Source organism: Pseudomonas putida, assembly GCF_005080685.1.
Taxonomy (GTDB): domain Bacteria; phylum Pseudomonadota; class Gammaproteobacteria; order Pseudomonadales; family Pseudomonadaceae; genus Aquipseudomonas; species Aquipseudomonas putida_V.
The window spans coordinates 1812540-1832646 of the sequence record NZ_CP039371.1 but is presented as its reverse complement, the minus strand read 5'-3'; the positions used below and the strand labels follow the sequence as shown (position 1 = coordinate 1832646).

Genomic DNA, 20107 nt, shown 5'->3' with positions numbered 1-20107 from the left:
GTGGCAACTTTACGTTTATGGATGCGCACGGGGCTGTCAGAATTCCCTTTCATTTCTTTCAGCCCGAGTCCTGCCATGCACATCAAGACCGCCCTGCTCTTCGCCACCCCTTGCGACGACGAGGAAGACAACATGGCGACCCTGTGCTGCCACAGCGACAAGGGGCAGATGTTCCTGCTGACCCGGTATCCGGATGAAGACACCGTCGACCTGACCCTGGATGACGAGCCGTCGACGCTGGACGGGTTGAAGGTGACGCTGAGTGCCCAGCGCCTGCTGATCGAGGTGGCCGCCGGGGATCGCGATGCGCTCAAAGGCGATGAATCGCTGGAGATCGAGCTGACGTCGGCGGGGACCGACCTGGAAGAGGTCGAGCTGACCTTGCGCAACATTCTCAAGGACACCGGTACCTTCGTCAGCGAGCTTTGAGCCCGTTATCGCCGGCAAGCCGGCTCCTACAGGGATTACGCATTACCTGTAGGAGCCGGCTTGCCGGCGATGGGCCCGTCCTGACACACTCATAACCCCTTGAAAAAATTGACAACTCGAACCCACCGCAGGCATTGTCTGACAACCTGACTACTAGGCAACCGCTTCCATGCTAGAGCTCCAGCGCCCCGACACCCTCGTCGAACGGGTCGTCGGCGCCATCCGCGCCGAGATCGATTCCGGCCGCCTGGCCGCTGAATCGCGCCTGCCCACCGAACAGCAACTGGCCGAACAACTGAACGTCAGCCGCTCGGTGGTGCGCGAGGCTGTGGCGCAGCTCAAGGCGGATGGCGTGCTGATCGCCCGCCGCGGGCTCGGCTCTTACATCTCGCAAACGCCCAAGGGCACGGTGTTTCGCTTCCCCGGCAGCGTCGGCGGCAAACCAGACTTGGTGCAGATGTTCGAAATGCGCCTGTGGATCGAGACCCAGGCCGCAGCCATCGCCGCGCGCCGTCGCGACCCGCAGGACCTGGCCTGCATGGCCCAGGCCCTGCAGGCCATGCTCGACAAAGGCAGCGACTTCGCCACGGCCTCGGCCGCAGACGTCGCCTTCCACCGAGCGATCGCCGCCGCCAGCAAGAACGACTACTTCGTGGCTTTCCACGACTTCATTGGCGGCCAGTTGGCCAGCGCCCGGCGCACGGCATGGGAAAACTCCGCCGCCCATTCGCTGGGTGGTTCGGCCGATGCCAACCGCGAGCACCAGGCGTTGTACCAGGCCATCGCCGACGGTGATCGCCAGGCTGCTGCCGCCTGTGCCGAAGCGCACCTGCGCGCCTCGGCCAAGCGCCTGCGCATCGACCTTCCCGCTCTGGACTGACCCCATGACCTTTTGCTCGATCCGACGCGCCCTTTTTTACGCACTACTTAGTCTGACAACCTGATAAGCAGATCCACCGACAAGCGCACCAAGGTACCCCTGCATGACCTACGACTACTGCATCATCGGCGGCGGCATCGTCGGCCTCGCCACGGCGATGGCCCTGCTCGAGCAACGCCCCGGCGCCTCCTTGCTGATCCTGGAAAAGGAAGCCAGCCTCGGCCTGCACCAGACCGGCCACAACAGCGGCGTCATTCACGCGGGCATCTACTACGCCCCAGGCAGCCTCAAGGCCGAGCTGTGCAAGCGCGGCGCCCAGGCCACCAAGGAATTCTGCACCGAGCATGGCATCGCCTTCGATGTCTGCGGCAAGTTGCTGGTGGCCTCCAACCCGCTGGAGATGCAGCGCATGGGGGCGTTGCACGAGCGCTCGCGGCAAAACGGCCTGAAGGTCGATCGACTCGACGCCGCCGAGCTCAAGCGCCGCGAACCGAACATCGCCGGCCTCGGCGCGTTGTTCGTCGATACCACCGGCATCGTCGACTACAAGCAGGTGTGCGACGCCATGGCCCGGGTGATCGAGAAGGCCGGCGGCGAAGTGCGCCTGTCCACCACCGTTCGGGCTATCCAGGAACGCGGCGAGCATGTCGAGATCGCTGACCAGCAGCAGACCTGGCGTGCCCGCCAACTGGTCGCCTGCGCCGGCCTGCAATCCGACCGCCTGGCGCGTCTGGCCGGGGTGAAGATCGACCACCAGATCATCCCCTTCCGCGGCGAGTACTACCGCTTGCCGGCAAGCAAGAACCAGATCGTCAACCACCTGATCTACCCGATCCCCGACCCGGAGCTGCCGTTCCTCGGCGTGCACCTCACGCGCATGATCGATGGCAGCGTCACCGTGGGCCCCAATGCCGTGCTCGGTTTTGCCCGCGAGGGCTACCCGAAGCTGTCGCTGAACTGGCGCGACGTGGCCGAGTACGCACGTTTTCCGGGTTTCTGGAAAACCATCTGGAACAACCTCGGCTCCGGCACTACCGAAATGAAGAACTCGCTGTTCAAGCGCGGCTATCTGGAGCAGTGCCGCAAGTATTGCCCGTCGCTGGAGGTCGAGGACCTGCTGCCCTATGAAGCCGGAATCCGCGCCCAGGCGGTGATGCGCGACGGCACCCTGGTGCACGACTTCCTGTTCGCCGAGACCCCGCGCATGGTGCATGTCTGCAATGCTCCGTCGCCGGCTGCCACCTCGGCCATCCCCATCGGCCAGATGATCGCCGAGAAGATCCTCAAGGCCCGCTGAACCCAGCTGCACCCACTGACTACAAAGACAACAAGGAATACCCATGTCGGTACATGAGGCGGCGCTGTCCGCACACGAGACCCCAGAACAACAACGCAAACGCCTGCGCAAGGTGGCGGCGGCGACCATCTTCGGCTCGATGCTGGAGTGGTACGACTTCTACCTCTACGCGACCATGGCGGCGATCGTGTTCTCGAAGATCTTCTTCGATGCCAGCAACCCGGCGGTTGCCTCGCTGCTGGCCTTCTCGACCTTCGCCATCGGCTTCATCGCCCGCCCCTTCGGCGGCATTCTGTTCGGCTACCTGGGCGACCGTTTCGGCCGCAAGCACGTGCTGGTCATCACCTTCTGCATGATGGGCGTGTGCACTGCGCTGATCGGGCTCATCCCCAGCTACGCCTCGATCGGCATCTGGGCTCCGATCCTGCTGGTGGTCATCCGCATCATCCAGGGCCTGGGCGCTGGCGCCGAGCTGTCCGGCGCGGCGGTGACTTCGTACGAGCACGCCAGCGAAGGCAAGCGCGGCAGCCAGGGCGCCTGGCCGGCGCTGGGCCTGAACCTGGGGCTGTTGCTGTCGTCGCTGACGGTGTACCTGCTGACCATGAACGGCAACGATTTCCTCCTGGCCGGCGGCTGGCGGATCCCGTTCATCGCCAGCATTGCCCTGGTGGCGATCGGCCTGTGGGTGCGCAAGAGCATTCCCGAGACCCCGGACTTCAACAAGCTCGACCACCAGGACGACAAACCGCAGGTATCGCCACTGAAGCTGCTGTTCAGGAACGACCTCAAGGGCCTGGCCGTGGTGTTCTTCGTGGCCATCGGCTACAACGCCCTGAGCTACATCTTCAAGACGTTCTCGCTGGCCTACCTGACCCAGTTCAAGGGCGTCGAGGCGCATGTCACGTCCTTGTCGGTGACCATCGCGAGCCTGGTGGCGATCTTCGCCGTGCCATTCTTCGGCTGGCTGTGCGACCGCTGGAGCAGCAAGACCGTACTGGTGCTCGGTGGGGTGCTGTCGGCATTGTTCGCCTACCCGTTCCTGCAACTGCTGAGCACGGGCGAACCGACCCTGATCTACGTCGCTATCGCGATTGGCACCGGGCTTCTTGCACCGATGATGTTCGCTCCGCAGGGCTCGTTCCTCAGCCGCCAGTTCCCGACCCAGACGCGGGCCTCGGGCTTCGGCACTGGGCGCGAGATCGGCACTGCGGTGGCCGGCGGCCTGGCACCCCTGGGCGGCCTGGCGCTGGTGGCCGGTTCGGCGACCCACTCCACCGACGGTGTGGCGGTGATCCTGGCGATTTCCGGGGTGCTGGTGGTGGTGTTTGCCCTGTGCGATCAGGGGCGCAAGCATTCCACGTCGAAAAACTGATCGGTGCAGGCAGGCGCGGCCCTATCGCCGGCAAGCCGGCTCCCACAGGGTCATCACTGTCCGTGTAGGAGCCGGCTTGCCGGCGATAGGGCCGCGCCTGCCATTGCGCTTCGCTCAACCCAGCGGGTTCTCATGCACCACCCTGCTACCCCCTTGCGCCGGTCGATGCACATACATCCAATCCAACCGGCTGCTGCGCATGCCGTTCAGGGCATTCCAGTGCGCCGAGGTGTGCACGTACCGACCGCGCAGCAACCTGTGCTCCTCGCCGGTAAGCTGCAACCGTGGACAATCGCCCAGGGCAAAGCCATGCACCTTGCGACTGATGCCCAGCAATTCCTCCGGCAAGCGATGCAGAGGGTTCGCGCCCAACGCCGCGAACGGCACCCCACCACGCATGCCGAACTCGCGCATGACGCTCAGGTACACCCGCGACAGATGCCCATGCACCTCACGTTCGCGCTGCACCGTTGCGTACACCTGCTTCAGCGCCACGAACCGCTGCGCTGCGCCCCCGACAACGGGCTCTTCCCAGCTCAGCACCTGCGCCGGGGGCGCGTCCGGTTCGGCCAACGACGCCTTCAGCAGCGTGGCGGCCTGGGCGTAGGCTGCGGTGCGCTCGGCGGGGATCGCCTGTGCCACTCGCTGCGAGAACGGTTTGCACAACTGCACCTGCTCATGCATGAGCGCCTGGTAACCGCCGCCCACGTCGGCGTGCACGCCGGGCACGACGATGTCGTTCGCACTGCGTACGAGTGGAAAATTGTGCCGCCGCTCATCTGCGGCCACCAGTTGCACGACCTGCCGTGCAATCGTCGGCCCCAGGCCCAGGCGCAGACGACCATTGCGCGCATCGGCCGGGTCGAAATCCCCTCGCAATGGCTCGACGATTGCCGCCACGGTGTCGAACAGGCCGATGAAATTGATCGACCACTGCGCCTCCACCAGCCGGTTGGCCAGGTGCCGTGCAGCCGCCGCGCCGCGGCTGAAACCGAAGAGGTCGAACGCCAGAGGTGCGGACACGGACCGCTCGAGCTGCTGGCCCTCCAACCACGCCAGCACCTCGGCCACCCGCGCTTCGACGCCGGTGCGGCCACCGCCAGTGGCCTGGCCGTACAGCGAGTCGGCCGCGCCCTCACGAGTGCCGACGCCCGGCACGTAGCGCTTGATGAATATCTGGTCGCCAACCGGCCCGGTGGGGTAAAGCGCGTGCAACAACGCGACATTGCTGAGTGCGTTGCCGTAGCTGCCGCCTTCGCCATTGCCGCCCACGGCAAGGTTGCACTGGTTGTTGCCGGTGCCGTCGAAAAAAATGCCCACCCGCAGGGTCATCCCAGGGTGGAGTCTGTGCTGCTCGCTCATGGTTTCGTTCCAGACAATGAAAAGAAACCAGCAAGCGCCAGCCCACATGCGTTGCGAATAGGCAAATACGTATCGCCAGGCGGGAAGATTCGACCCGAGGGCCCGGATAAAAATACAGGCCTGCATTGGTCGCCGCCCCCCCGGATAGATTAAAGTATCAGCCCCCGCCAGATGGCCTGCGCTCCGCGCTCGCCCTGGCCCAATCCCAGGAACCGTCGCCGATGGAACACCGTGAAGCGCTGATCGCGCTGCGCACTTTTCTTTCCTCCCAGATCCTTGGCCAGGAGAAGCTGGTCGAACGCCTGCTGATCGTGCTGCTGGCCGACGGCCACATGCTGGTGGAGGGCGCGCCGGGCTTGGCCAAGACCAAGGCCATCAAGGAGCTCGCCGAGGGCATCGAAGCGCAGTTCCATCGTATCCAGTTCACCCCCGACCTGCTCCCGGCCGACATCACCGGCACCGAGATCTATCGCCCGGAAACCGGCAGCTTCGTGTTCCAGCAAGGACCGATCTTCCACAACCTGGTACTGGCCGACGAAATCAACCGCGCCCCGGCCAAGGTGCAGTCCGCCCTGCTCGAGGCCATGGCCGAGCGCCAGGTCAGCGTGGGGCGCAGCACCTACGAGCTGTCGCCGCTGTTCCTGGTCATGGCCACGCAGAACCCGATCGAGCAGGAAGGCACCTACCCGCTGCCCGAAGCCCAGCTCGACCGCTTCCTCATGCACGTCAAGATCGGTTTCCCCGATGCCGCGGTCGAACGCCGCATCCTGCTCCAGGCTCGTGGCGAGGCGTTGGGCGGCGAGGTCAAGCCCGAGCGGCGGGTCAGCCAGCAGGCGATCTTCGCCGCACGCAAGGAAATCCTCGGCCTGTACATGGCCGATGCCGTGGAGGAGTACCTGGTGCAACTGGTGATGGCCACGCGCACCCCGGCCAAGTTCGATGCCGAGCTGGCCGACTGGATCGCCTATGGCGCCAGCCCGCGCGGCTCGATCGCCCTGGACCGCTGCGCGCGCGCCCATGCCTGGCTGGCCGGGCGCGACTTCGTCAGCCCAGAGGACATCCAGGCGGTGCTGTTCGACGTGCTGCGTCACCGCATCATCCTGTCGTTCGAGGCCGAGGCCGCGGGGATCGACCAGGACCGGGTGGTCCAGCGCATCCTCGACGTTGTCGCCGTTGCCTGAGCCCATGCCCAGCACGCCGCAGGCCGAACCCGGCATCCGCATCGGCCTTGCCGAGCTGATCGACATGCGCCACCGCGTACGTGAGATCCAGCTGTTTTCCCGGCCTGGCCAGCGCAGCCCTCTGGTAGGCCTGCACCACTCCAAGCTGCGTGGGCGCGGCGTCGACTTCGACCAGGTGCGGGTGTACCAGGCGGGCGACGACGTGCGCAACATCGACTGGCGGGTCACCGCACGCACCCAGGAGCCGCACACCAAGCTGTTCCACGAGGAGCGCGAGCGGCCGATCTTCATCCTCGTCGAGCAGAGCCATCGCCTGTTCTTCGGCACCGGCCTGATGTTCAAGTCGGTGCTCGCCGCCCAGGCTGCGGCGTTGTTCGGCTGGGCTGCGCTGGGCCACAACGACCGCATTGGCGGCCTGGTGTTCGGCGACAACGAGCACCACGAAATCAAACCTCGTCGCAGCAAGCAGAGCCTGCTGCAACTGCTCAACCGCCTGGCCCGGGCCAACCAGGCGCTGCACACCGAAGCGACGCCGCACGCGGACAACCTCGGCTTGGCCCTGCGCCGGGCGCGGGAAGTGCTACGCCCCGGCAGCCTGGCCATCGTCATTTGCGACGAGCGCTCGCTGAGCGACCAGGCCGAACAGCACCTGGCCATGCTCTCGCGCCACTGCGACCTGCTGCTGATGCCGGTCAGCGACCCGCTCGACCATGCCCTGCCGGCCGCCGGCCTGTTGCGCTTCGCCCAGCGCAGCCGGCAACTGGAGCTCGACACCCTGGATGCCAGCCTGCGCCAGGCCTACCGCCAGCAGGCCGAGGCGCGGGTCGAGCGCTGGGAACTGATGGCGCAGAAATTGCGAATCCTGCTGATGCCCCTGAGCACCCAGAGCGAAATGATCGAGCAACTGCGCGAACACACCAACGCCCAACGGCCCGGGAGCCAGCCGTGAACCCGCTGGACCAGTTGCAGCCGCTGATCGCCCCGCCGCCGATCGGCCTTTGGCCGCCCGCGCCGGGCTGGTGGGTGCTGCTGGCGTTATTGCCGCTGCTGGGCTGGGGGCCTGGCGCCTGCGCCGTTGGCGCCCAGGCAAACGCCGGGTGGTGCGCGCCGAGCAACCGCTCGACCCGGTGCGCGTCGCCGCCCTGGCCGAACTCGCCCGCCTGCCGCGTCCCTATGACGGCGCCCCGGCCGGCGCCTGGCTGCAACAGATCAACGCCCTGCTCAAACGCCTGTGCCGCAACCACTACCCTGGCGCCAACAGCCACACCCTCAACGGTCGCCAGTGGCTGGCGTTTCTCGACAACCGTTGCCCCGCCGCCGGCTTGACCCGCTGGATGGTGCTGGTCGAAGGCGCCTACAAGCCCGAGTGCCGGCTCGACGACAAGGCTATCGCCGGCCTCGCCCTGGCGGTCGAAACCTGGATCCGCAAACATGTTTGAGTTCGCCTGGCCGTGGATTCTGGCGCTGCTGCCGCTGCCCTGGCTGACACGCCTGCTGCTGCCGCCCGCCGACAGCGGTGAACCGGTGCTCAAGGTCGGCTTCCTGCGCGAGCTCGAAGGCCTGGCCGGGCGCCGTGCCCGGCTGAACCTGCCGACCCTGCGCCAGCAACTGCCGTTCATGGTCATCTGGTTGCTGCTGCTGTTCGCTGCCGCACGCCCACAGTGGCTGGGCGAGCCGGTACCGGTCGCCGCCAGCGGCCGCGACCTGCTGGTGGCGGTGGACGTGTCGGGCTCGATGGACTTCCCCGACATGCAATGGCAAGGCGAGGACATCAGCCGCCTCGACCTGGTCAAGGCGCTGCTCGGCGACTTCCTCCAGGACCGCGAAGGCGACCGGGTCGGCCTGATCCTGTTCGGCAGCCAGGCCTATCTGCAGGCTCCACTGACCTTCGACCGGCGTACCGTGCACACCTTCCTCGACGAGGCGCAGATCGGCATCGCCGGCAAGAACACCGCCATCGGCGACGCCATTGGCCTTGCGGTCAAGCGCTTGCGCGCGCGTCCGGCGCAGAGCCGGGTACTGGTGCTGGTGACCGATGGCGCCAACAACGGCGGGCAGATCCACCCGTTGACCGCCGCCCGCCTGGCCGCCCAGGAAGGCGTGCGCATCTATACCATCGGCATCGGCGCCAACCCCGAGGCCAGCGGCACCCCGGGCCTGCTGGGGCTGAACCCGAGCCTGGACCTGGACGAAGCCTCGCTCAAGGAAATCGCCGAACTGACCCACGGTGCCTACTTCCGCGCCCACGACGGCGCCGAACTGGACGCCATCGGCGACACCCTCGACCAGTTGGAGCCGGTGGCCCAGCAACCGACCCAGGCGCGCACCGCCAGCGAGCTCTATGCCTGGCCGCTGGCCCTGGCACTGCTGCTCAGCGTGCTGCTGGTGGTGGCCACGCTGTGGCCGGACAACCTGCTGCAGCGTGCGCTGCGCCGGCCACGCTTCCTGCAACCCCACCCCGAATGGCGCCAGCGCCTCAAGCGCCTGCGCCTGAGGAGGCGGCGATGATCGAACTCTGGCCGCAATGGCTACGCCCGCTGTGGTTGCTGCTGATACCGCTGCTCGGCTGGCTGCTGTTCAAGCTGTGGCACCGGCGCAAGCGCGCCGGGCGCTGGCAGATGATCCTGCCGGCGGCGTTCCATCCGGTATTGCTCGGCGGTGGCAGTGGCAGCAACAGCAAGCTGCCGTGGGTCGCCCTGGGGCTGGCCTGGCTGCTGGTGGTGCTGGCCCTGCTCGGGCCGAGCTGGCAGCGCCTGGAAGAAACCCGCCAGCGCCCGGCAGACCCACTGGTGATCCTGCTCGAACTGACCCCGCAGATGCTCGCCGAAGACGCCACGCCCAACCGCCTGGAACAGGCGCGGCGCAAGATTCTCGATCTGCTCGAGCACCGCCGCGACAGCCAGACCGCCTTGATCGTCTACGCCGGGTCCGCCCACACCCTGGTGCCGCTGTCCGACGACCTCGGCACCACACGCAACCTGCTCGAGGCCATCGACCCGTCGATCATGCCGCAACCCGGCCAGCGCGCCGACCTGGCCGTACAGAAAGGCCTGGCCCTGCTGGCCCAGAGCGGCCTGGGCCAAGGGCGCCTGCTATTGGTGGGCTCGTCACTTGGCGCCGATGAGCGCCAAGGCATCGTCAAAGCCCTGGGCCGCCAGGGGCCGAGCCTGCTGATGCTGGGTATCGGCAGCCGCGAAGGCGCGCCGGTGCGCCAGGCCAATGGCGAGTACCTCAAGGACGACCAGGGTGGCATCCTCGTGCCACGCCTGGACAGCGCTGGCCTCAAGGCCTTCATCACCGGCACCGGCGGGCGCTACCGCCATGCCCGCATCGACGACCTCGACCTGCGCGGGCTGGGCCTGTTCGATACCCATCACAGCCTGCGCAGCGACGGGCAGAACCTGCAGCTCGATCGCTGGGCCGACCAGGGCTATTGGCTGCTGTTGCCGCTGCTGTTGCTGGCGGCCTGCGCCGGGCGTCGCGGCTGGCTGTTCTGCCTGCCACTGCTGCTGGCCCTGCCGCAACCTGGCCAGGCCATGGACTTCGATGACCTGTGGTTGCGTCCCGACCAACAAGGCCAGCGCCTGCTGGAACAACAACGTCCGGCAGACGCGGCCGAGCATTTCCGCAACCCGCTGTGGCGCGGCATGGCGCTGTACCAGGCTGGCGACTATGCCGGCGCGGCACAGGCATTCGCCCAGAGCAACAGCGCCGCGGCGCACTACAATCGGGGCAATGCCCTGGCCCGCAGCGGCGAGCTGGAAGCCGCGCTCGACGCCTACGAACAGGCCCTGGAACGTCAGCCCGACCTGCAACCGGCGCTGGACAATCAGGCGCTGGTGCAGCAACTTCTGCAGCAGCGCGAAGGCCAGGCCGAACAGCAACCCGCCAGCAGCGACGCCCAGGGCAGCCCAGGCAGCGATACCGAAGGCAACAGCAGCTCGGCCAGCAACCCCGCCCAAGGCACGCCCGGCAGCGACAAGCAGGCTGCGGCGCAGGAGCCAGGCGAAAGCAGCGGCAACAGCCAGGCCGCGCCCGGCGGCAACCCAGGTGGCGACGACGACGGCATTACCCAGCCACCGCAACGCCCAGCTTCCGCCAGCCTCGACGCCGAACAGCGTCAGGCGCTGGAACAATGGCTGCGGGAGATCCCCGACAATCCGGCGGAGCTGCTGCGGCGCAAATTCTGGTATGAACAGCAATTGCATCAGGAAAATCCACGATGAGTCGCTTCGGCGTCTTTCTTTTCAGCCTGCTGTGCAGCGTGATGGCCCAGGCCGCACCGAGCCTGCAGGCCAGTGTCGACCGCAACCGCCTGGAAGCTGGCGAAACCTTCGAGCTGACCCTCGAAAGCCAGGACGTGACCCAGTTCGGCAAGCCCGACCTGCGTGCCCTGGAAGGCGACTTCGAGGTGCGCGGCACGCGCCAGCTCAACAGCCTGCACACCCTCGACGGCGAGACCCGCGCCAGCACCCGCTGGATCATCACCCTGCTGCCCCGTCACAGCGGCAGCCTGCGCATTCCCGAACTGCAGTTGGGCCAGTCGCACAGCCAACCGATCGACCTGCAGGTGCTGCAAGCCGACGCCAGCCGCCCGGACAGCGCCAGGCAAGTGTTCGTCGAAGCGACCGTGGACAACGAGCAGGTCTACGTCCAGGCCCAGGTCGTACTGACCCTGCGCATCTACCATTCGGTGTCGCTGTATGACGATAGCAGCCTCAGCCCGCTGCAGCTGGACAACGCCAAGGTCGAGCCCTTGGGCGAGTCGCGCACCTATGAAAAAGACATCAACGGCGTGCGCCATGGGGTGATCGAGACACGCTACGTGGTCTACCCGCAGCAGAGCGGCACCCTGGAAATACCGCCGCTGACCTTCACCGCAACCGCCGCCGACGGGGCGCCGCAAGCCGCCAGTGCCCGCACAGGCCGCCAGGTGCAAGTCAGCTCGCTGCCGCTGCGCATCGCCGTGCGTCCGATCCCTGCGGCCTGGCCGGCTGACACACCTTGGCTGCCAGCGCGCAGCCTGAGCCTGGAAGAACACTGGAACCCCGACCCTGCCAGCCAGGCCACGCAGATCGGCGATTCGCTGACCCGCAGCATCACCCTGCGCGCCGAAGGCCTGTCCAGCACCCAGTTGCCCCCGCTGCCGGCCACCGAAATCAACGGCCTGCGCCGCTACCCCGACCAACCGCTGCTGCGCAACGACATCAACGAACGCGGCATGACCGCCAACCGCGAAGAGCGCGAGGCGCTGGTACCCACCCACAGCGGCGAACTGGCCCTGCCCGCGTTGGAAGTGACCTGGTGGAACACCCGCGAGGATCACCTGGAGCACAGCAGCCTGCCGGCCCGAACCCTGAACGTGCAGGACAACCCGGCGCTGAGCGCCGAGACCCCGGTGGGCGACGCCAGCACCGGCAGTACCCTGCTCTGGCCTTGGCAGTTGGCCACGCTGGTGTTCGCCCTGACCACGCTGCTGGGCTTCGCCCTCTGGTGGCGGGCGCGCTCGCAGCCGGCGGTGCTACGTGCCGCGCAAAACGGGCCGAGCCCACGCACGCTGCTCGACGATCTCAAGCGCGCGTGCCTGGCCAACGACCCCCAGGCCACCCGCCAGGCCCTGGACGCCTGGGCTCGCCAGCAACCGGAAACCCTGGCCGAGATGGCGGCGCGCTTCGTGCCGTTGTCGGATGCGCTGGATGGCCTGAACGGCGCGTTGTACAGCGAAAGTGGCCAGTACTGGCAGGGTGAGGAATTGTGGCGCGCCATCGGCACGATTCCCCCGGCTGAGCAGGTGGTGGTGCCTGCTGGGGAAAACGGCAGCCTGCCGCCGCTGTATCCGAAGTGAATGAGGGGGTGCGCTTGAGGGGTGCAGCGCCGTTGATTTCGAGCGCCGCCCGCGCGGCGCATCGCGACGCAAGGCCGCTCCCACATCTGTTTCGGGCCAATCATGGCTGGTAGGCCATGGTTTCAGCCTGGCGGGCCCGGCGCGATATTTGTGCTGGCGCAGGGCGCACCCCGATATTCCGTGGTGCCGCCAAAGGCGGACAACCATGGCCTGACAGACAGTGGCACGTTGCAACAAATGTGGGAGCGGCCTTGCGTCGCGATGCGCCGCGCGGGCGGCGCTCGATTTATGCGGCACTGCAACTCCCCAGCGCACGCGTCGCGATGCGCCGCGCGGGCGGCGCTCGATGTATGCGGCACCGCACCTCTTCAGCGTACGCTTCGCACGGGCGCCGCTCGATTTCCGCCGCACCGCAACTCTCAACCCAACCCATCTGGGTTACCATACCCGCCATCCGCAAAGCCCATCTTCCAAACCAAGCCCCCGCTTGCCCGAATCGATACCAACAGGTCATCCATGCGTCTGTTTCATACCTCCGACTGGCACCTGGGCCAAAGCCTGCACGGCCAGGAACGCGATTTCGAACATGCTTGCTTCCTCGACTGGCTGCTGGGCCAACTGCGCCTGCGCCAGCCCGACGCGCTGCTGATCGCCGGCGACATCTTCGACACGGTCAACCCTCCGGTCAAAGCCCAGGAGCGCCTCTACGACTTCATCGTCCAGGCCCACGAACAACAGCCCAAGCTCGATATCGTGATGATCGCCGGCAACCACGACTCCGGTTCACGCATCGAGCTGCCCGCCGCACTGATGCGTCGCCTGCGTACCCACGCCCTGGGCCGGGTGCACTGGCTCGACGAAGGCCAGCTGGACGCCGAGCGTTTGTTGATTCCGCTGAGCAACGCACGCGGCAAGGTCGAGGCTTGGTGCCTGGCCCTGCCGTTCCTGCGCCCGGCCGAGGTCACCGGCCCGCAGCTGGGCGACGACTACCTGCAAGGCATCGCCCAGGTCCACCAGCAACTGATCGCCGCTGCGCAGACCAAGCGCAAGAAGGGCCAGGCGCTGATCGCCATCAGCCACGCGCACATGGCCGGCGGCTCGGTGTCCGAAGACTCCGAGCGCAGCCTGATCATCGGTAACGCCGAGGCCCTGCCGGCCAAGCTGTTCGACAAGGCCATCAGCTATGTCGCCCTCGGCCACCTGCACAAGCCGCAGAAGGTCAACCGGGAAAACCGCATCCGCTACAGCGGCTCGCCGATCCCGCTGTCGTTCGCCGAGATCAACTACCCGCACCAGGTGCTGGAGATCGAGCTCGACGGTGCCGAGCTGGTCAGCGTCGAACCGCGCCCAGTGCCACGCGCCGTGGCCTTGCAGCGCATCGGCCCGGCGCCGCTGGGTGAACTACTCGTGCAACTCGCCGAACTGCCGGTGATCGACCTGCTCGAAGACCCCAACCGCCAGCCCTGGCTGGAGGTCCGCGTGCAGCTGGACGAGCCGCAGCCCGACCTGCGCCAGCAGATCGAGAGCGCCTTGCACGGCAAGGCCGTGCGCCTGATCCGCATCAGCGCCGAATACCTCGGTCGCGGCAACCAGGAAGACGACGACCTGGCTTTCGTCGAACTGTCGCAGATGACGCCGCAGGACCTGTTCAGCCGCGCCTGGGAACAGGCCTACGGCAACCCCGTGGACGAGCAGGTGCTGGCCGACTTCGCCCTGTTGTTGCAGGACGTACAGCTGGAAGAGGAGCAGCCATGAAGATTCTCGCCATTCGCCTGAAGAACCTGGCCTCGCTGGCGGGCCCGATCGATATCGATTTCACCGCCGAGCCCCTGGCCAGCGCCGGCCTGTTCGCCATCACCGGGCCTACCGGCGCCGGCAAGAGCACCCTGCTCGACGCCCTTTGCCTGGCGCTGTTCGGCAGCGTGCCGCGGCTCAACGACATTGGCCGCGAGGCCAAGGTGCCGGACGCCGACGGCGATATCCCCACTTCCGACCCGCGCAACCTGCTGCGCCGGGGCACCGGCAGCGGCTTTGCCGAGGTCGACTTCGTCGGCATCGACGGGCGCCGCTACCGCGCTCGCTGGGAAGCCAACCGCGCCCGCGACAAGGCCAACGGCAAGCTGCAACACAGTCGCCAGAGCTTTTACGACCTGGACAGCGACCAGGTGCTGGCCAGCGGCAAGAACGAGTACAAGCAGTTGGTCGAGGCCCGCCTGGGGCTGAATTTCGAGCAGTTCACCCGGGCGGTGATGCTGGCCCAGAGCGAATTCGGCGCCTTCCTCAAGGCCGACGACAAGGAACGCAGCGAGCTGCTGGAAAAGCTCACCAACACCGCCATCTACACTCGCCTGGGCCAACGCGCCTTCAGCAAGGCACGCGAAACCGGCGAAGCGCACAGCGCGCTCAAGGACCGCGCCAGCCACCTGCTGCCAGTGGCCGAAGAGGCACGCGTCGAGCTGGACCAACGCCTCGAACAGGCGCAGCAGCAACTCAAGGCCGACCAGGCCGGCGAGCGCCTGCTGGAACAACAGCGTAACTGGCTCAACGAACAACAGCAGCTGCAGGCCCAGCACGCCGAAGCGGGCGCGGCGCTGCAGGCTGCCGAACAGCACCTGCAGCAATTGGCCGAGCAACGCCTCGATGTGCAGCGCCTGGAGCGCCTGGCACCGCAGCGCCACCAGTTCCACCGTCAGCAGACCCTGGGCGCGCAACTGGCGCCGCTGCTGGCCCGCATCGACGAGCAGCAACGCCAGCAGACCGAACTGCACCGCCAGACCGCCGACCTCGAGCAGGCCCTGGAACACGCTCGCCAGGCTCTGGCCCACAGCCAGGCCCAGCAGGCCGAGAACGCCCCACGCCTGCGCCAGGCGTTCGCCGGCCAGGACAACCTCACCCGCCTCGACCAGGAACTGGCGGCGCAACGCAGCAGCGCCCAGGAGGCCGAACAGCAAGTCGCCGAAGCTCAGCAGCAGTTGCAACAGCTGGAGGAACACCAGCAGCGCAGCCAACAACAACTGGCGCGGATCGACGCAGCCCTGGCCAACAGCGAGCACCTGGCGACGCTGGCCAGTGCCTGGCAGGCGTATCTGCCGCAACTCAAGCAGGTGATGCTGATCGGCGGGCGCCTGGCCAAGGGCCGTGAAGAGCTGCCCGGCCTGCAAGCCCAGGCCAGCCAGGCCAATGCCCAGCTGCAAGCCGAGCGCGATGCCTTCGAGCTGTTGTTCCGCGAAGCCAAGGCCGAACCCCAGGCCCTGGCCGAGCAGATCGACCTGCTCGGCGGCATGCTCCAGGACAACCGCAAGCAGCAGCGCGCCGTCGAGGAACTGTCGCGCCTGCATGGCCGGGAAATGGAGCTGCGCCAGCTCCTCGACGCCCAACAGTTGCGCCAGCAGCACGCCATGCAGCAACGCCAGCAATTGATCGGTGAAGGCACTGCGGCCAAGGCCGAGCTGGAAGCCGCCGAGCAGGCCCTGAACCTCACCCGCCAGTTGCTCGAGCGCCAGCGTCTGGCCCGCAACACCAGCGTCGAGGAACTGCGTGGCCAACTGCGCGACGGCGAGCCATGCCCGGTGTGCGGCAGCGCCGAACATCCGTTCCATCAGCCCGAGGCCCTGTTGCAGAGCCTCGGCCGCCATGACCAGGCCGAGGAAGCGGCAGCGCAGCAGCAGGTCGAGACACTCAACGGCAAGCTGGTCGAGCTGCGTACCCAATTGGGCGTGGTCAACGCCCAGCTCAAGGACAACCAGCAACAACAGCAGCAGTTGGCCGAGCAGTTGCAGGCCCAGGTGGCGCAGGTGCAGGCGCACAGCCTGTGGCCAGCCCTGGCGCCGCAGGACGACCAGGCCCGCAGCCGCTGGCTGGCCGCTCAGTTGCAGCGCCTGGACGAACAGATCGGCCAGGACGAGAAGCGCCAGGCTGCGCTGCTCACCCTGCAAAAGGACGCCGCACGCCTCAACCAGCAACTGCAGGCCCTCGAGCAGGCTCAACAACAGGCGCAGCGCCACCTCGAGCAGCAGCATCAGGCCCTGGCCAACGACGAACAGCAGTTGCAGCAAGGCCTGGACGACCTGGCCAGCGTGCTCCCGGCAGAGGTGCTCAAGACCTTGAGCGACGACCCGGCCAACGCCTTCCTCGCCCTCGACCAACAGATCGCCCAACGCCTGCAACAGATGGAACAGCGCCAGGACGAACAGCAAGAGCAGCAAGCGCGCCAGGCCCAACTGGACAAGCTGCACGATCAGCAGCAGGCACGGCTGCAACAGCAACAGCAGTTGCAGGAAAAACTCGCCACGCTCGACCAGCAGCGCCAGCAGGCCCAGGCCGCGCTTGCCGAACTGCTCGGCGAACACACCAGCGCCGAAGCCTGGCAACAGCACATGGACGCAACCCTCGAGCAGGCCCGAGCGCTCGATGCCGATACCACCGAGCGTCTGCAAGCGCTGCGCACCCAGGGCGTGCAACTGGCCAGCGAACTCAAGGCCGAGCTGCAACGTCAACAGGCGCTGGAGCAAGAGCACCAGCAACTGCAGGGCGACATCGCGCGGTGGCGCGCAGAGCACCCCGAACTGGACGACGCCGGCCTGGATCGCCTGCTGGCCATGGATGACGCCCAGGCGAGCGCACTGCGCCAGCAGTTGCAAGCGGCGGAAAAGGCTACCGAGCAAGGCCGAGTGCTATTGCAGGAACGCGACCAGCGCCTGCAACAGCATGCCGCGCAGATGACCGTGCACGCTTCGGCCGAGGAGCTCCAGCAAGCCCTGGACGAGCTACGCGAGCGCCTGGCCAGCCACGAACAGCAATGCGCCGAGCTGCGTGCACAGCAGGCCGACGACCAGCGCCGGCAGCAGGCGCACCAGGCCCTTGCCGGTGAAATCGACCAGGCCTACCAGCAATGGCAGCGCTGGGCGCGGCTCAATGCGCTGATCGGCTCGGCCTCCGGCGATGTATTCCGCAAGATCGCCCAGGGCTACAACCTCGACCTGCTGCTGCACCACGCCAACAGCCAACTGCGCCAACTGGCCCGCCGCTACCGCCTCAAGCGCGGCGGCAGCGCCCTCGGCCTGCTGGTGCTGGACACCGAGATGGGCGACGAGCTGCGCTCGGTGCATTCGCTGTCGGGAGGCGAAACCTTCCTGGTCTCGCTCGCCCTGGCCCTGGGCCTGGCGTCGATGGCCTCGAGCACCCTGCGCATCGAATCGTTGTTCATCGACGAAGGCTTCGGCAGCCTCGACCCCGAATCGCTGCAGTTGGCCATGGACGCGCTCGACGGCCTGCAGGCGCAAGGTCGCAAGGTCGCGGTGATTTCCCACGTACAGGAAATGCACGAGCGGATCCCGGTGCAGATCCAGGTGCGTCGCCAAGGCAACGGCCTGAGCGATGTCGAGGTCTGTGGGTGATCCTCTACTCGTTCCGTCGCTGCCCTTGGGCCATGCGCGCACGCCTGGCCCTGCGCTATGCCGGGTGCGAGGTGGAAATCTGCGAGGTGGCGATGAAGAACAAGCCGGCCGATCTGCTGGCGTTGTCGCCCAAGGGTACGGTGCCGGTGCTCGACACCGGTGCCGGGGTGCTGGAGGAGAGCCTGGACATCATGCGCTGGGCGCTCGACCGCAACGACCCGCAGGACTGGCGGCTGCTGGCCGATCCCCTGGCTGCGCAACAGGCCGAGGCGCTGATCGCCCGTAACGACAGTGAGTTCAAGGCGCAGGTGAACCTGTACAAGTACGCCGAACGCTACCCGGAACATTCACGGGCGTACTACCGCGAGCAAGCCGAACCTTGGCTGGCGCAGCTGGAAGCCCTGCTGGGTGACCGGCCCTACTTGCTGGCCGAGCACCCGAGCCTGGCCGACGCCGCCCTGCTACCCCTGATGCGCCAGTTTGCCGGGGTCGAACCGCTGTGGTTCGCCGAGGCAGCTTATCCGCGACTGCGGAGCTGGCTGGAGGGATGGCTGGACTCGGCGCTGTTCAAGGCCGTGATGGGACGGTGAGAGGGGGCTTGTTGGTGTGCGCTGGAGAGCTGTAGTGGCGCGGATATCGAGCGCCGCCCGCGCGGCGCATCGCGACGCAAGGCCGCTCCCACATCTGTTTCGGGACAATTATGTTTTATATGCCATGGTTGTCCGCCTAGTGTGCCCGGCGCGATATTGGTTTTGGCGCAAGGGGCACCACGCTATTGCGTGGTGCGCCCAAAGGCGAACAACCATGACCTGACAGAAAGTGGCACGTTGCAACAAATGTGGGAGCGGCCTTGCGTCGCGATGCGCCGCGCGGGCGGCGCTCGATATCCGCGCCACTACAACTCTCCAGCGCACACCCGCGCGCCCCTCAAACCAACCCGCCCCACCCGTTCACTCGATGAACTTGAGGTCCGAAGGCGCATCCTGCTGCAGGGTCTGCACCGTCTCGCCCAGCTTGCCGCTACGCGGATCGCGGCGCATGACCACGATCTGGTTGCTCTTCTGGTTGGCCACCAGAAGGAAATTGTCGCTCGGGTCGAGGGCGAACTCCCGCGGGTGATCGCCTTCCACCGACCGCCGTTGCAGGAAGGTCAGCTGGCCATCTTCCTTGCCGACGGCAAACACCACGATCTCGTTGGCGGTGCCGCGATTGCTGACATACAGGAAGCGCCCGTCGGCCGACAGGTGCAAGCCGCCGGACGCCTTGGCCGCGGCCTCTTGCCGCTCGGTCAATGGCAGGCGCTGACGCTCGACCAGGGCATGCTCCTGGACATCGAACATGGCCACTTCGCCGCTCATTTCCAGGGTCAGGTAGGCATGTCGCCCCTTGGCATCGAACAGCAGATGACGCGGCCCGCTGCCCGGCGGCAGCTCGACCGCCGGTGGAATAGCCGGGCTCAGCGGGCGGTCCGGGCTGGCGCCGTCGTAGCGATAGATGAACACCTTGTCGGCACCCAGGTCGCTGGCATACACATGCTGGCCATCCGGGGCCAGCACCAGTGAGTGCACATGGGCGCTGGCCTGGCGCTCGGGGTTGACGCCACTGGGCTTATGCCGTGCCTGCTGCACCACCTCGCCGAGCTTGCCGCCCTTGGCCACCGGGATCACCACCAGGCTGCCGCCTGGGTCGGGCGCCACGGCATAGTTGGCGACGAACAGGTAGCGCTGATCCTGGCTGAGGCTGGCATGGGTGGGCTCGTCACCACGGCTGGCCGCCTGGTTGAGCGGCTTGATCTCACCCTTGTCATCCACGCTGAAACTGCTGGCATGGCCCTGCTTGGTCTCGTTGACCGCGAACAGCAGGCGCTGGTCGGCCGACAGCACCAGCCACGACGGACTGACGCTCTTCACCACCTGCAGCGGCTTGGGGTCGATATGGCCGGTCTTGCTATCGAACTGGTAGCGGTAGATACCCTGGCTCTGGCCATCGGTATAGCTCCCCACCAGCAGTGTCGCGGCATGCGTGTCGATCATCAGGCTCATGAGACTAGCGCTCAGCAGGCTCTTCCAGGTCCGGTTCATCTTCGTCCTCATCGGGTGCGCGAAACGCTTCCATACAGACTAGACGGTGTTCACCTTGGGCATCGCTGATCAGCCAGTCGTTCCCTTGCTGCGCCGCGGCGGCGACCTGCTCGGCGGTGAACTGCCAGCGACGAAGCTGGCGGCCATCCATGCATTCGATGGATAGACCGGTGTCGTCGGCGATGAAGTCGAAGGCATGCAGGCCGTCGATCAGGAGCATGTCGCAGGCTGCGAGGGCTGTGCTGAGGGTTGTCATGGGGGTGT

The 20107-nt window shown here is 66.8% G+C and carries 15 protein-coding genes and 1 pseudogene; 13 read left to right on the top strand and 3 right to left on the bottom strand.

The window, feature by feature from the left end; all coding sequences use genetic code 11:
* Positions 1-75 precede the first annotated feature (75 nt).
* From E6B08_RS08740 to E6B08_RS08725, 4 genes are all read left to right on the top strand, one after another.
* Positions 76-429, top strand: a complete 354-nt coding sequence (locus tag E6B08_RS08740; protein ID WP_136913642.1) for a hypothetical protein — start codon at positions 76-78, stop codon at positions 427-429.
* A 169-nt stretch (positions 430-598) separates the two neighbouring features.
* Positions 599-1309, top strand: a complete 711-nt coding sequence (locus E6B08_RS08735) for a FadR/GntR family transcriptional regulator (protein WP_136913641.1) — start codon at positions 599-601, stop codon at positions 1307-1309.
* Between the two features lie 103 nt (positions 1310-1412).
* Complete coding sequence (gene lhgO / locus E6B08_RS08730; protein WP_136913640.1) at positions 1413-2606, top strand: L-2-hydroxyglutarate oxidase; 1194 nt, start codon at positions 1413-1415, stop codon at positions 2604-2606.
* A gap of 43 nt (positions 2607-2649) precedes the next feature.
* Positions 2650-3978: an MFS transporter gene (locus E6B08_RS08725; RefSeq protein ID WP_136913639.1), complete on the top strand. Its 1329-nt coding sequence runs from the start codon at positions 2650-2652 to the stop codon at positions 3976-3978.
* A 114-nt stretch (positions 3979-4092) separates the two neighbouring features.
* On the opposite strand, the gene E6B08_RS08720 is transcribed toward E6B08_RS08725, so the two are convergent.
* Positions 4093-5340 carry a T6SS phospholipase effector Tle1-like catalytic domain-containing protein gene (locus E6B08_RS08720; RefSeq protein WP_136913638.1) on the bottom strand — a complete coding sequence of 416 codons (1248 nt, stop codon included), beginning with the start codon at positions 5338-5340 and terminating at the stop codon, positions 4093-4095.
* A 221-nt stretch (positions 5341-5561) separates the two neighbouring features.
* On the opposite strand from E6B08_RS08720, the gene E6B08_RS08715 reads away from it, so the two are divergent.
* From E6B08_RS08715 to E6B08_RS08675, 9 genes and pseudogenes are all read left to right on the top strand, one after another.
* The gene (locus E6B08_RS08715) at positions 5562-6521 is read left to right on the top strand and encodes an AAA family ATPase (RefSeq protein WP_136913637.1); all 960 of its coding nucleotides are present in this window, start codon (positions 5562-5564) and stop codon (positions 6519-6521) included.
* A gap of 4 nt (positions 6522-6525) precedes the next feature.
* Positions 6526-7470, top strand: a complete 945-nt coding sequence (locus tag E6B08_RS08710) for a DUF58 domain-containing protein (protein WP_136913636.1) — start codon at positions 6526-6528, stop codon at positions 7468-7470.
* Positions 7467-7960: pseudogene (locus tag E6B08_RS08705) on the top strand (DUF4381 domain-containing protein). Before E6B08_RS08710 ends, E6B08_RS08705 begins: the two are co-directional and overlap by 4 nt.
* Positions 7953-9029 carry a vWA domain-containing protein gene (locus E6B08_RS08700; protein WP_136913635.1) on the top strand — a complete coding sequence of 359 codons (1077 nt, stop codon included), beginning with the start codon at positions 7953-7955 and terminating at the stop codon, positions 9027-9029. The pseudogene E6B08_RS08705 and the gene E6B08_RS08700 overlap by 8 nt, the downstream one beginning before the upstream one ends.
* Positions 9026-10747, top strand: coding sequence for a tetratricopeptide repeat protein (locus tag E6B08_RS08695; RefSeq protein ID WP_136913634.1), 1722 nt, complete (start codon positions 9026-9028; stop codon positions 10745-10747). The genes E6B08_RS08700 and E6B08_RS08695 overlap by 4 nt, the downstream gene beginning before the upstream one ends.
* On the top strand, positions 10744-12366 hold the full coding sequence (locus E6B08_RS08690) for a protein BatD (RefSeq protein ID WP_136913633.1): 1623 nt from the start codon (positions 10744-10746) through the stop codon (positions 12364-12366). The genes E6B08_RS08695 and E6B08_RS08690 overlap by 4 nt, the downstream gene beginning before the upstream one ends.
* A gap of 516 nt (positions 12367-12882) precedes the next feature.
* Positions 12883-14121, top strand: a complete 1239-nt coding sequence (locus E6B08_RS08685) for an exonuclease SbcCD subunit D C-terminal domain-containing protein (RefSeq protein ID WP_136913632.1) — start codon at positions 12883-12885, stop codon at positions 14119-14121.
* Positions 14118-17762, top strand: a complete 3645-nt coding sequence (locus E6B08_RS08680; RefSeq protein ID WP_136913631.1) for an AAA family ATPase — start codon at positions 14118-14120, stop codon at positions 17760-17762. Before E6B08_RS08685 ends, E6B08_RS08680 begins: the two co-directional genes overlap by 4 nt.
* Positions 17759-18352: a glutathione S-transferase gene (locus tag E6B08_RS08675; protein ID WP_136913630.1), complete on the top strand. Its 594-nt coding sequence runs from the start codon at positions 17759-17761 to the stop codon at positions 18350-18352. Before E6B08_RS08680 ends, E6B08_RS08675 begins: the two co-directional genes overlap by 4 nt.
* A 360-nt stretch (positions 18353-18712) precedes the next feature.
* Here E6B08_RS08675 and E6B08_RS08670 read toward each other — a convergent pair whose 3' ends face one another.
* Entirely contained in the window at positions 18713-19843 is a 1131-nt protein-coding gene (locus tag E6B08_RS08670; protein ID WP_192938630.1) for a lactonase family protein, read from the bottom strand.
* On the bottom strand, positions 19809-20099 hold the full coding sequence (locus tag E6B08_RS08665) for a DUF5629 family protein (protein WP_136913628.1): 291 nt from the start codon (positions 20097-20099) through the stop codon (positions 19809-19811). Before E6B08_RS08665 ends, E6B08_RS08670 begins: the two co-directional genes overlap by 35 nt.
* Between the last annotated feature and the right edge of the window lie 8 nt (positions 20100-20107).

Coding starts and splice junctions, on each gene's coding strand:
- E6B08_RS08690 (WP_136913633.1), top strand. CDS start 10,744: ATGAGTCGCTTCGGCGTCTTTCTTTTCAGCCTGCTGTGCAGCGTGATG.
- E6B08_RS08735 (WP_136913641.1), top strand. CDS start 599: ATGCTAGAGCTCCAGCGCCCCGACACCCTCGTCGAACGGGTCGTCGGC.
- E6B08_RS08665 (WP_136913628.1), bottom strand. CDS start 20,099: ATGACAACCCTCAGCACAGCCCTCGCAGCCTGCGACATGCTCCTGATC.
- E6B08_RS08680 (WP_136913631.1), top strand. CDS start 14,118: ATGAAGATTCTCGCCATTCGCCTGAAGAACCTGGCCTCGCTGGCGGGC.
- E6B08_RS08695 (WP_136913634.1), top strand. CDS start 9,026: ATGATCGAACTCTGGCCGCAATGGCTACGCCCGCTGTGGTTGCTGCTG.
- E6B08_RS08740 (WP_136913642.1), top strand. CDS start 76: ATGCACATCAAGACCGCCCTGCTCTTCGCCACCCCTTGCGACGACGAG.
- E6B08_RS08685 (WP_136913632.1), top strand. CDS start 12,883: ATGCGTCTGTTTCATACCTCCGACTGGCACCTGGGCCAAAGCCTGCAC.
- E6B08_RS08670 (WP_192938630.1), bottom strand. CDS start 19,843: ATGAACCGGACCTGGAAGAGCCTGCTGAGCGCTAGTCTCATGAGCCTG.
- E6B08_RS08725 (WP_136913639.1), top strand. CDS start 2,650: ATGTCGGTACATGAGGCGGCGCTGTCCGCACACGAGACCCCAGAACAA.
- E6B08_RS08710 (WP_136913636.1), top strand. CDS start 6,526: ATGCCCAGCACGCCGCAGGCCGAACCCGGCATCCGCATCGGCCTTGCC.
- E6B08_RS08700 (WP_136913635.1), top strand. CDS start 7,953: ATGTTTGAGTTCGCCTGGCCGTGGATTCTGGCGCTGCTGCCGCTGCCC.
- E6B08_RS08720 (WP_136913638.1), bottom strand. CDS start 5,340: ATGAGCGAGCAGCACAGACTCCACCCTGGGATGACCCTGCGGGTGGGC.
- E6B08_RS08715 (WP_136913637.1), top strand. CDS start 5,562: ATGGAACACCGTGAAGCGCTGATCGCGCTGCGCACTTTTCTTTCCTCC.
- lhgO (WP_136913640.1), top strand. CDS start 1,413: ATGACCTACGACTACTGCATCATCGGCGGCGGCATCGTCGGCCTCGCC.